This window comes from Prochlorococcus sp. MIT 1201 (assembly GCF_047303415.1).
Taxonomy (GTDB): Bacteria; Cyanobacteriota; Cyanobacteriia; order PCC-6307; family Cyanobiaceae; genus Prochlorococcus; species Prochlorococcus marinus_D.
Map to the genome: position 1 here is coordinate 2,505,401 of NZ_CP138947.1, position 12,215 is coordinate 2,517,615.

Below are 12,215 nucleotides of genomic sequence, written 5' to 3' on the forward strand. Positions count from 1 at the left end.
TCAAGCAAGGGACTGTCGGAGTTGTCGCATGCAGTCGCTGAAGTCGCTAGCGAATTGAATGGAATCACAGAGACGAGATTGTTTGATTTCCTCTCGCAGTGATTGCCTGAGTTGCATGCGGAGTTGCTGATCTCCGGCCAGGTTGAGTGCAATCTGCTTGAATTCCTGCTCGGATCGGGCGATCCATTCTGGATGGCCTGCATGGTGAAGAATGGCGCTGCAGACTCTCTGGTGGATGTTGGGACCTTCCAGGCCTATCACAGGCACTCCCATCCAGAGGGCGTCTGTTGTTGTGGTTCCTCCTGTCACGGGAAAAGTGTCGAGAGTGAGGTCAATTTCGTTGTAGCAATCAAGGTAATGACGATTCTCCAGGCGATTGTTGTAGAAGTGAATGCGTTCTCTGCTGATGCCTTCTCTCTCAAACTCCTTGAGAATGTTCTGACGCAGCAGGTGGCTTTGGAACTCTCTTCTGACAAACAAAAACTGCGCGGTGGGTAATTCCTGGAGAGTGGAGGCCCATCGTTTGATGGTACGGCGCGTCATCTTGTAAGTGTTGTTGAGCGTGCCGAAGGTTAGGTAGCCGCGTTGTTTCTCAGGAATTGTTGGTGTGATTGGTGCTGGTTCGATTTCTGAAAAACACACTGTGGTTCCACGGCTTTGCAAAGGTCGTTCCGTAATAAATTCCTGATTTGTTGGAGTGAGATATTGATCAAGGAACAGATAATCCATTGTCTTCAATCCACTTGTGCCTGGAAAACCCAACCAGCTCACTTGTGCAGGTGCCGCCCTCCAGGCCAGTGATCCAGTACGGGAACCGTTGGTGAATCCGGTGAGATCAAACAGAACATGAATTTCATCTCTTCTAATCACTTCCGATAATTGCTGTGGAGAAAGGTCACTGACTTCTCGCAGCTTCGTTGCACTGCTTTCGAATTTTTCTCTCCAGGCGTCTTTTGCTTGATATGTGCTGTAGCAATACAGTGAGAATTCACTGCGATCCAGATTTTCAAACAGTGGCCAAATGAAGCGGGCCACTGAATGGTCTCGGAAGTCGGCACTGATGAAGCCGATGCGGAGGGGCTCCCGGTCGCTGATCGGAGGTTTCGAGAAGGCTTCGATTGGTTGTTCGATTGCTTGTTGTTGTTGAGTGTCACCCCACCGTTCGATCACATGGAGCAGTAACTTTTGCTCGTCTTCAGTTTCGCTCAGCGTCAGCACTTGAAGAAAGGACGTTGATATCCATCCCGGAGGTATCAGGTTCAATACATTCCACCAGTTAATTTTGTCCAGCCTTTCGTAGTCACATACTCTATTGAGATGCGTTAAGTGGTCTAGCCAGAGTACAGCTCGGGTACTTTCTTCTTTGATGGCACGGCTTGTGTGAATGAATGCCAGGTCAATCTCGGCATTAAGATGATATTGATTGGCGAGATTATTGTGCGCGTTGCAATTAGATGGGTCGGCCGCCAATGCTTTTTTAAAGACTTCTATGGCTTCTTCGTTTTTGCCTAGATCCGCCAGTATGGTGCCGAGTGTATTCAGCCCGTTTGGGCAATCTGGCTTGATGGCCAGAGATTTTTTGATGAAATGATGTGCTGCTTGGTACTGGCCTGATCGTTTTAACAGCATTGCAAAATTGCGCATGCCGATGGCATGACCAGGGTCGAGTGCAAGCAGCTGGCAATGCAATGCAAGGGAATCTAGGTCTTTGTTTTGCTGACCTGCTTTAACAGCTTCATTGAAGACTTGATTGACCTGTTGTTTTAGGACTGACTTGGAACCTGATCTGGCTGCAGTCAATGTATCAATGGCCTTGTTCCAGTTTCTTTCTTTGATGTACTTTAATGCTATGGCATTGATATCCTCTTTGCTGTCAGTATTAAAGCCTTGGGCCTGGCGCTTGTTGCTGGATTTTCTGTTCGGCACCTACTTAGGGGTGTGTTGTGGAATTTTGTTCAACCCGCTAATTATAACCTGCGTATATTTCGCTTATTTTGGCAGCGCTTTCTGTATTGAAGTCGTTCGACTTTTGTTGGCTGCTTGTCTTTTTGTCTGAAATCTAGTTGTTTAAGAGTAATGCTTTCGCTTGTCAATATTGTTGTGCAATTAATCCTGATCATTGAGGACTTATTGTCATTAATAAAAAACCGCCCAAAGGGGCGGTTTTTGAAAGAATGGAATCAAAGCTTGCAATTGCAAGCTTTGAGTATCAAGCGAATACGAGGTTGGCTGTGTTAAGGCCAGCAAGCGTAAGCCCCGCGCAGTTGGCGATAACAATACTTCCAGCTGCCCAGTCACCATTAGCATCGTAAAGCCACTGACCGGTAGTGACGTTGTAAGCCATGCGAGTGTTGCCTTTTGCGGCACCACCAGTAATGGCACCGAGCTGAGCGGTGGTACCAACCATGATGGTTGCTGCTGCATTTGCTGAACCACCAGCGGCAGCTAGGAAATTCGTCGCTTGTCCAGCAGTAAGTCCAGCGAAGTTAGCTGCGGTACAACGTAACGCATCACCCGCAGCACCTTGAACGAAGTTTAGGATTGTATCGGCGTTTGCACCCACGAAGGCAGCTCCAGTCGATTCCATAACGAAATCGTCGGCTCCATCACCTCCGGTAATAGTGTCAGCCTGTTGGCCTGAATCGATGGTGTCAGTGCCTACGCCACCGCTGATTGAGTCAGTGCCCAGGCCACCCGACAGATTGTCGACTCCAAGACCTCCGTCTATGGTGTCAGTGCCTGCGCCACCAATCGCGTTATTACTACCAGCACTACCTATCAGGGTGAGGTTGAACGCATTGGTTACTGTTGCTCCACTGATTGTATCGTTGCCAGCGGCGGTAGTATCGGCAGAAAGGTCGATGCGGGTTATACCAATACCCGCTGCATCATCATCGATGGTTACGCTTACGTTACCTGTTGCGCCTCCAAAAGCTGTAATCCTTTCTAGACCTCTTGAAGAAGGATCCCATGTATTTGCAGCGGTAATTGTGAATGCCCTTCCTTCGTTGTTGATTACGATCTCATCAATTCCACCTTGCCCATCGATGAGGTCAACCGTTTGAACAGGGCCAGCTCCAGAGAACAGATCAGTTGCATTTTGGTAAATAAACTCATCGTTGCCATCACCGCCTGACAACTGATCAGCGCCTGCGTTGCCGTCAATGCTGTCAGCCCCATCGCCACCGTTGATTGTGTCGGTGTTACTGCCGCCATCAAGACTGTCGCTGCTAGTGCCACCTGCCATGAGCAGTGAAGCTGTTGCTGTTGAGCCGTTGAGGGTGTCGTTTCCTTCTCCACCTTGTACGGTTGAGTTGTTGGAGATGCCTTCTTGACCAGCTTGAAGGGTTACCGTGATGGTGTCGTTGCCTTTATCACCATGAACAAGGGTGTCGGTGAGTTGGGCTAAGTTGCCGATTGTGAGGTTGTCGTTGTCGGCACCGCCATGGATTTCTGAGGCGGCTGCAACACCAGATAAATTGATCGTGTCGGCCTGCTTGTTGCCATTCACGAACGAACCGCTGGCATTACTCACAAAGATGGAATCGATGCCTTGCCCACCACGGATTGTGGAGGTGGTCAGCTGAGCGCGGTCTGTGTCGCTGCCAAATGTATCGACATTGGCATTGCCGTTAATGAAACTTTTGTCGAGTGTGCTTCCCGCAAAGCTGAAAGTGTCTGCGCCTTGGCCACCTTTGATGCTGAACTGAGAGCGGGTGGCAGCACCGGTCAGATTGACGACGTCAGCAGCTTGTTGGGCGCCAACGAAGACATTGGCAGTTAGATCAGCTCCGATGGAAACCGAGTCTATCCCTGATGTTCCAACGAGAGTGGTAGCAGCTCCGCTGGTTCCAGGAAGTGTTGTGAAGGCCATTGAATGGAGGCGTGATTTTCAGAGGTAGAAAAAAAACGCCTCCATTCGGGGGAGGCGCTGTAAATGATCGGTAGAAGTACAGATCAGACGATTAGGTCGGCGTTTGTTGTAACACCACCGGATCCAACAAGAATCATGCTGGAGGTTCCTACGTTTGCAGCAGCGGTTAGGTCTCCACCATTTGTCTGAATGAAGAGCATGTCAGCACCACCATTAGCGACGAGGAAGACGCCGGTACCAAGGGTGTAGGTACCACGAATCAGGTAGTTACCTGCGGTAGCTGCGCGGAAGTCCATTGCAAATGAACCACCAACAGCAGTGTCCATAACACCGTTATTGGCAGCTGTAGCGGTGCCTGCGATTCCTGTTGCTAGGAAGTCGGTAGCAGTGATGGCCGCGGTGATGATATCGACGCCATTGGCAAACGTGACGGTGGTGGCGCCATTAGCAATTAGTCCTGCACCCGTCAGGTTGGTCATACCGCCAGTAGCAGCGATGGAATCACCAGCTTTCTGATTGATCTGCTCTGTTGTACCCAACGCAGAAGTGGTGATGCTGTCAGCACCGGTACCACCTGTGATGGTGTCGTTGCTAGTAGCGGCGTTGGTATTGGTAATAGTGTCGTTTCCAGCACCACCATCCACTACGTCTGCAGCGGTACCGGAAGTAATGACGTCTCCATCATCTCCACCATTAATGGTAATGACTTGAGTGAATGCAGCCAGGTTGATGTTGTCGATGCCTGCATCGCCATTTACGACAGTGCCCGCGGAGAGCGCGCGTGCACCACCAGCAGTTGTGATGTTGTCGTTACCTGCGCCACCATTGATGGTATTGCTGGTGAAGGTGTTGGTAGCAGCAGTTGATGCGTTGATGCTGACGCTGTCATTGCCATCGCCACCGTTAAAGGTGGAGCTGGTCTGGTTGCCGCCGCCGATTGTTATTTGATCGTCAGCAAGATCGCCGCTGACGGTTGAACTTGCAGTGGCTGTGCTGTTGAGAGTGTCGTTTCCTTGACCGCCATACAGAGTTGCAGTGGCAGTAGTAACTGACGCGATGCTGTCGTTATTCTTGTTGCCATTGACCAAGGTTTCTTCAACGGTTCCAATTTGAAAGGTGTCGTTGCCTTGGCCACCCTGTACGGTGCTGGCGAAGAAGTTGGCGTTGCCAGCGGCATTGCCGATGGTGTCGGCGTTGGAATTGGCGTTGAGCCAGCTGGAGGTAAGGGACGCACCGGCGGTGAATGAAACGGTGTCATTGCCCTGGCCGCCCTTCATGGTGCCGTTGCTCAGGTTAGAAGTCACACCGATGGTGTCTCCACCCTGCTGAGCACCGACGAAATAGTTATCTATCGAAGTGATGCTGCCGAAGTCGACCCCGGAGGTACCTACAATGGTGGTAGCGGCTGCGCCGGAGCCCGGAATGGTTGTAAAAGCCAAGGGGATGTTTTAAGGAAAGTTTGAACAATGAGCTTACGGGCTCCGCGGGGGACTCGTCAACTCGTTCGAAATATTAATAGCTTCTGGTGATAACTGCCAACCGAACCGGACAATTTTAAGGTTGTCTTTTGCTGACATTGTGGGCGGAGTTCGGGCACTAGTTCGATCAATGCTCTTAAAACCTGGCCATTGCTGAATCAAGATTGTGAGCATCTGTACTACTAGGCGCTCCAAAATAATCAAAGCCTTACTGTCGTTTATGAGTATCTATGTAATAGAAGCTAAAGCTGTCGAAGCGAATCTGTTTTGTCCTTGAATCCTCCAATAAGTAGTTGTAAATAACTCACTTTTCTCAATTTGATATTCGCCGTCAGGCTCATTCCAGGTTGCAGCATCAGATTTTGGCCGTTTTTGAGCGAAAGGGTCTGGCTTTTGAGGGAAATGATTGCTGGGTAGCGATATTCGAGTTCTTGTTTGGCGGGATCAGGAGGAAGTGCATCCGATCCAAGCTGGCTGACTTGGCCGTGCAGTACTCCAAAATCCGTGGCTGGAAACGAATCGATGCTGAGATCCACTTTCATGCCGCTGCGCACAAAACCGATATCGCTGCTTGGAATCTCGACTTTGGCTTCCAGCGCATTGAACGGAACGATCTTCATCAGCGTTTCGCTGGCCTGCCCTGTGTAACCACGACCTTTAGGCTGCAGGTCAAATACCACGCCATCCACTGGTGAGCGAAGCACTTGATAGCGGAGGGTCACTTTGGTTTCGGCAAGCTCTGAATGGAGGCTGGAGATCTCCGCTTTCAGGCGTTGAATGTCTTGGCCAAGGATGGCTTGTTGGCGCAGCCCGTCAAGTTTGCTTTCCCTCAGTCTTCCTTCAACCTCCTGCAAAGTGTTGCGTTGTTGCAGATATTGCAGCTCAGCCGAAGCACCCACTTCCGCTAGAACTCTATAGCGTTCAAGAATTTCCTTCTCGAAGACGATCTTGTCGTTGAGTGTCTTGATCGAATCTTGATTGAGTCGTTTGTAGCGATCAAGTTCAAGTTGTTTCAGCTCTAGCTGGCGTTGTGTTAGCCCCAGATTTTCATTGATGGATCGGAGTCTCTGTGCTGATGCTTCGGTATCGAGTTTGATCAACGCCTGGCCGGCCTTCACTCGATCACCATCTTTGACCAGAATTTCACTAACGATGCCGCCCAGTTGCATCTGGATCTCCTGCACGGAGCCGATTGGTACGAGCGTGCCGGGTGCTACAACGATTTCTTCGGTTTTGGCAAGTGCCAGCCAAGAGATTGACAAGCCGGTTGTAGCGATCAGCCCCCAAGTGATTGACGTAACCCAACGGTTGGATTGCCGTAGCACGGACTCATTATGTTTGCTCGATGAAACTCTTTGCTCTAGAGCTGTCTGAGCACGCTTGAGAAGTTTCATTAGCTAGATTCCTGCTGACGGTACAGCGCGTAATAACGACCATTCATGGCCATCAGCGAATCATGTGTTCCTTCTTCCACGATCGCTCCTTGATGCATCATCATCACTCGATTGGCGCGTCTTATTGTTGACAGACGGTGTGTGATAAAGAAAACAGTGCAATCGGAAAGATTGTCGAGAAGATTGTCACACAGTCTGCGTTCGGTTTCGTAATCCAGCGCACTTGTGGCTTCATCCATTACCAGCAGCTTTGGGTTGCTGAGCAGTGTGCGTGCGATCGCGATCCGTTGCCGTTGCCCACCACTGAGTGACCCTCCTCGTTCGCCAACCCGAGTGCTGTACCCCATTGGCAGTTCCATGATGAAATCATGGGCGCAGGCAAGTTTCGCTGCCCGCACGATGTCTTCGCTGTCTGCATCAGGGTTGGTGAGTGCAATGTTGTCGGATACCGTTCCGGAAAAGAGCAGAGGATCTTGAGGGACGATCCCAATCTGCCTGCGTAGTGAGTAAAGCTCGATTTTGTCGATGTCGTACCCATCGATCTTGACGCGACCGCTGTTTGGTGAATACAGGCGTGGAAGCAGTTTCATCAAGGAGCTCTTGCCGCTGCCGCTCTGGCCGACAATTCCCACGAAGGTGCCGGAGTTGAATGACAGATTGATGTTTCTGAGAACGGGCGCCTGATCGGCTTTAAATGCGAAATTTACATCTTCAAATTGCACGGCTCCCTGGATCGGAGGCAGGGGGATTTTTGCCTGATCAGCCTGATTGGATTCAATCGGTGTGTCGATCACATCGGCAAGACGCTCGAAACTCACCTTCAGTTCCTGAATGTTCTGCCAGATGGTTGAAAGCCGCAGCAGAGGCTGTGTGACGTAGCCCGAAATGATTCGGAAGGCGATCAACTGACCCAGGGTCAGTTCTCCACGCAGAACCAATGCCGCTCCAACCCATAGAACCAGAAGTTGCGAAAGCTTCTGAAGAACCTGGCTGGTCTGGGTTACTGCTGTGCCAGTGATCGTCTTTTCGAAGGTTTTGGCAATGTATTGGGAGTAGAACTCTTGCCATTTCCAACGACTAACCATTTCCACGTTCTGTGCTTTGACGGTCTGAATGCCTGTCAGCACTTCAACCAGATGGCTCTGTGTCTTGGCATTCTCCTCGGCGGCCTGACGGGCTTGCCTCCTGAACAGAGGTGCGCCTAGTAGCGTGAGACCGATCTGAATTGGCAAAACAGCCAGGGCAACCAGTGTCAGCAGCCAGCTGTAAAACGCCATGACCACGATATAAATCACCGAAAATGCCGCATCTAGAACAGTGGTGAGCGCTGTACCGGTGAGGAAATTCCTGATCGTTTCAAGTTCAGCCACCCGAGTGCCCAGTTCCCCCACAGGCCGTCGGTCGAAATAACCCAACGGCAGCCGTAGGAGATGGTCAATGACCTCAGCACCAAGTCGTTGATCGATCCTGTTGGTGGTTTCTGTGAACAGGAACGTGCGTAGGCTGCCTAGCACGCCTTCTAGTACGGTCACGATCACAAGGCCGATGCCGAGAACTTGGAGGGTGTCGAGGCTTCGCTGGGAGATCACCTTGTCGATGATCACCTGGATCAGTAGTGGATTGGCCAGTCCGAAGAGCTGTACAACGAAGGAGGCCACGAGCACCTGCGCGAGCACGCCCTTGTAGCGGCTCAGCGCGGGCATGAACCAACTAGGCCCAAAGCGCTGCTCGGGGGTGTTGATCGTCTTCTCCATCAGCAGGATTTCGATCCCCTCAGGAAACTCCGCATCCAGCTGTTCAGGGCTCAACGTCACGATGCCCTGGTTGGGACTTGCCAGCGTCAGTCCATTGGCATCGCTGCGGATGGCCAGAGCAAATCCGCCCTGCCAAGACAGCATGCTCGGTACCTGAAGCCGAATCCCCATCCCGGCTGGTGTCATGGCGCTGACCACATGTAAACCAAGACTGGCTCCCAGTTGCCCGCACAGCTGGATGTTCGGACTCTGTCCACGTTTAAGGCTTTCGCGTAGGATCTTTTCGATCGAGTCGCGTCGGAACGGAAGTTTCATCTGCGCAGCCAGCATCTGGAAGCACGCCAGTGTTTCCTCCAGTTCCCCTTCCGCTCGGATAAGTTTGAAATCGCTCAAGGGGTTGGGCTGACCCAGATTGAGGCCTCCCCGTTGGATCAGCGTCGGCGCATCGCTGGCGTGGGCTTCGGCCGCAAAGGTTTCCGCTTTGTCGTCTTTCTCAGTTTTGATCGTCTGCTCGATCACCTGCGATGGGATGCTCACCACGCGTAGGTCGAAAGGTTGTCGTGCCACGGGCAGAGGCTGGCCTGGATCCAGTACTGAGCCAATGGACTGGTCCGTGTTGGCGCTGGCGACGAACAGTGTTCGGCCGTTGGCAGCCTTCTGAACCGACGCGACGTCTTGTTGGTCGGAAGCAGTGAGCAATCGCGCCGTCTGGGCAACGGTGGCCAGCTTGTTGAGCAGCGAGTTGTCACTGCGAGCGTTGCGTTGGAGATGCAGTCTGATGATGTCTGCCACTTCCGCAGGCCAGAGCGACTGGTTGCACCATCTTCGAAAGCTTGATTCCGAGCCGTAGAGCTCAACGATCAGCTTGTCCGGCACGGCCAAAGCGACAACAACTGTAGACGCCGTCACCATCTCGCAAGGTTTCGCCCTTAGCAGGGACGCGAGGCCCACGCAACTCCCCCGACTCATTCGCGCCAGGGTTGCGAGGCGGTCTCTTTCATTGCCGATCAGCCTGCATTCCCCTTCCAGGACCCAGTAGGCGTGTGTAGGCAATATTTCTTCTTCTGCCAGTGGCTGGCCGATGCGGAAACGCAGGAGCGTGCTTTGCTCCTGCAGTTTCTGCTCAGCTTCAGGGCTTATGCCTACAAAGGCTTTGAGTTGGCGGAAGGTGGTTTTGATCGAAGATGAGGTGTCGGAAGTCGGCTGCGTCATTCGGCGGTCGGTGCGACACCTAAATCCTTGAGGGTTTTTATCCTACGGGCAGACTCCTCATTCACCCATTGGTTAAAAAGCTCTAGGCTGAGGTGATCGGCCATGTCGTCATTAAAGGTTGCCGGCGTGTAGCTCTCCAGGCGGATGACCAGCCACCATTCGCCGATCCGTATGGGGTGCATTAGCACTCCCGGTTTGGCAGTGCGAAGAGTTTCGGCCAAAGTTGGGTGAGCCTGAGTCATCGGCACCGGGCCGATGACTCCCTTGGTGTTGCGTTCGGGGCCTTCCGCAAACTGCGAGGCCAGATCGCCGAAATCCGCTTCACCGCCATCGATGCGCAGGTATAGCTCTCGAGCCAAAAATAAATCTTTGGTTCTCAGTAGGCTGTAGACTACTCGGTCTAGCTGGTTCTTCCTGTTTAGGAAGTGGGCTTCGGCTTTGTGCCGGTAGTGGTTGCGGCAGTGCGCCTTGGTTCGCAGCGGCAAAGCGATCTGCCAATCGAGATCCTCCTCGCTCCAGCCCTGTTGTTTCAGAAACCCCTGAACGGCTTCGGGATCGTTCAGTTTGTTTTGCTGGAAAAATTGTGCTCTCGCCTTCTCCAGATCTTCAGAGGGTGGCTGTTCATTGCCAACGGCCTCCTCAGTGATCCGACTCTTGAGCAGCGGAATCAGCAGGTTGTACCGCTGTAATTCGGTCAGGAGGACGTGTTCGGTGCTCATGGCGGCGAGCTTAGTTGCTCTCGTCTCCGTGATCGTTTTGAGTGACTCTTGTCATTGTCATTGTCGTTGGTGGTGAGCCATGTCTGCTCCGCTCCATGGCCTCAGCCTGTTTCATCCTCAGGGGCACCTGGCACGACCTGTCAATCCCTTTGGAAAAGACATCGCCAACGCGGCGCTGTTTCGTGGTCTGTTGAATTACGGCGGTTTCACAGATGTGGCGGTGCTTAACCAGGTGGGCCTCAGCGGGGAGCAGCTGGCAGCGGCGCTCGACACTGCCGAAGAGGTCCGTCTGACCTCCGCTGCTCTCAACAACACCAGTTGGCCTGCACGCCACGGCACCCTCCTGCGCGGTCAGCCTTATCTGGCTGAGCTCTCCTGGCTGCGCCGCAGCGCCGGCCTTGATAAGACCTACAGCCTTGTGGGCCTGATCCATACGATCGCTCCCCCGGCGGTTCGCGAGCAGATTGCCGCTGCGGCGTTGGCGCCTACCCAGGCCTGGGATGCCTTGGTGTGCACGTCGCCCGCAGTACAGCAGGCGATGGAGGGGATGTTCGATGGCCTGGTCGAGCACCTCACCGCTCGTCTTGGGGCCACCCGAACACCCCGGCCTCAGCTGCCGCTGATCCCCCTGGCAGTAGACACGGATCGGCTGGCTCGTCAGGGCGCTGATCAACAGGCGCGTTCCGCGCTGCGTGAACGGCTGTCGATCGCGGATGACGACATCCTGGTGCTCTGGGTGGGGCGCCTCTCGTATTACGAGAAGGCCTTCCCGCAGAGCATGTTCCTGGCGATGCGACAGGCGTCGGAGCAGAGCAACCGCAGGATGCATTTCGCCCTCGTTGGCTGGTTCCCCGGCGGTGAGCCTGAGATGCAGCTCTACAAGCAGGCGGCTGATTTGTTGGCGCCGGATCTAAATGTATTGGTGATGGATGGCAATGATCCGCATTTGGTGGCCCAGAGCTGGGCGGCTGCGGATGTATTCCTGTCTCTGGTCGACAACATTCAAGAGACCTTCGGGCTCACACCGATCGAGGCGATGGCCGCCGGACTGCCGGTGGTGGTAAGTGATTGGGACGGCTATCGCTACACCGTTCGTGATGGTGTGGATGGCGTTCTGGTGCCGACGCTAGGCAGTCCTGGGGGGCTGCCTGGTGAGCTGCTGGCGGGTTTGCACAGCCTTGAACTGGAGGCCTATCAAACCTACGTGGGCGCATCGGCGCAGCACACGGCTGTGCACGTGCAGCAGGCCGCTGCCGCATTGTTGCGTCTGGCCGAAAGTGCTGATCAGCGCCGGGTGATGGGTGCGGCCGCTCAGCAGCGCGCTCAGTTGATGTTCTCCTGGCCGCAGGTGGCCCGGCTCTACCGCGAGTTGTTCGAGGAGCTGGCTGTGCGGCGCCAGTCCGCGGATTCTGTTGAAGCGGCTGCAGGCTCTCGGCTTGATCCTTGCCGTGGTGAACCCTTTGCGGATTTCCGTCATTTCGCCACCGACGTGCTCGAGCCTCATATGTCGCTAAGGCTGGCTGCTGGGGTGAAGGCTGCTGACCTTGAGGGTCGTCTTGCTGTGAGGCTCAACGGTATGTATCCAGGATTGCGAGGCACACCCGAAGAGGCTCTTAAGGCCTTGCAGGTGTTGGAGACTGCCGGTGTGTCCGGTCTCAGCGTGGCGGATCTGTGCGCTGGAGTCTCGTTGGAGCGACGGCCGTTCTTAGAGACCACCCTGGTGTGGCTGGCCAAAATGGGCCTGGTTGATTGGTTGCCGAAGTGATGAAAGCCCTGCCATTGAA

8 protein-coding genes are annotated in these 12,215 nt (G+C 53.5%); 1 reads left to right on the forward strand and 7 read right to left on the reverse strand.

Annotation, left to right across the window (positions count from 1 at the left end):
• From SIB41_RS12115 to SIB41_RS12145, 7 genes are all read right to left on the reverse strand, one after another.
• Window positions 1-1,926 carry a tetratricopeptide repeat protein gene (locus SIB41_RS12115; RefSeq protein ID WP_413359284.1) on the reverse strand — a complete coding sequence of 642 codons (1,926 nt, stop codon included), beginning with the start codon at window positions 1,924-1,926 and terminating at the stop codon, window positions 1-3.
• A 283-nt stretch (window positions 1,927-2,209) separates the two neighbouring features.
• Window positions 2,210-3,874: a beta strand repeat-containing protein gene (locus tag SIB41_RS12120; protein WP_413359286.1), complete on the reverse strand. Its 1,665-nt coding sequence runs from the start codon at window positions 3,872-3,874 to the stop codon at window positions 2,210-2,212.
• 83 nt (window positions 3,875-3,957) lie between these two features.
• Window positions 3,958-5,313, reverse strand: a complete 1,356-nt coding sequence (locus SIB41_RS12125) for a beta strand repeat-containing protein (RefSeq protein WP_413359288.1) — start codon at window positions 5,311-5,313, stop codon at window positions 3,958-3,960.
• 281 nt (window positions 5,314-5,594) lie between these two features.
• Window positions 5,595-6,746, reverse strand: coding sequence for an HlyD family secretion protein (locus SIB41_RS12130; protein ID WP_413359290.1), 1,152 nt, complete (start codon window positions 6,744-6,746; stop codon window positions 5,595-5,597).
• Complete coding sequence (locus SIB41_RS12135) at window positions 6,746-9,712, reverse strand: ABC transporter transmembrane domain-containing protein (protein WP_413359292.1); 2,967 nt, start codon at window positions 9,710-9,712, stop codon at window positions 6,746-6,748. The genes SIB41_RS12130 and SIB41_RS12135 overlap by 1 nt, the downstream gene beginning before the upstream one ends.
• Window positions 9,709-10,431, reverse strand: a complete 723-nt coding sequence (locus SIB41_RS12140; protein ID WP_413359294.1) for a peptidylprolyl isomerase — start codon at window positions 10,429-10,431, stop codon at window positions 9,709-9,711. The genes SIB41_RS12135 and SIB41_RS12140 overlap by 4 nt, the downstream gene beginning before the upstream one ends.
• Window positions 10,432-10,441: 10 nt before the next feature.
• Window positions 10,442-11,002, reverse strand: coding sequence for a hypothetical protein (locus tag SIB41_RS12145; protein WP_413359296.1), 561 nt, complete (start codon window positions 11,000-11,002; stop codon window positions 10,442-10,444).
• Here SIB41_RS12145 and SIB41_RS12150 point away from each other — a divergent pair.
• The gene (locus SIB41_RS12150) at window positions 10,970-12,196 is read left to right on the forward strand and encodes a glycosyltransferase family 4 protein (RefSeq protein ID WP_413359298.1); all 1,227 of its coding nucleotides are present in this window, start codon (window positions 10,970-10,972) and stop codon (window positions 12,194-12,196) included. The two genes, SIB41_RS12145 and SIB41_RS12150, sit on opposite strands and share 33 nt — an antisense overlap.
• Window positions 12,197-12,215: the final 19 nt, after the last annotated feature.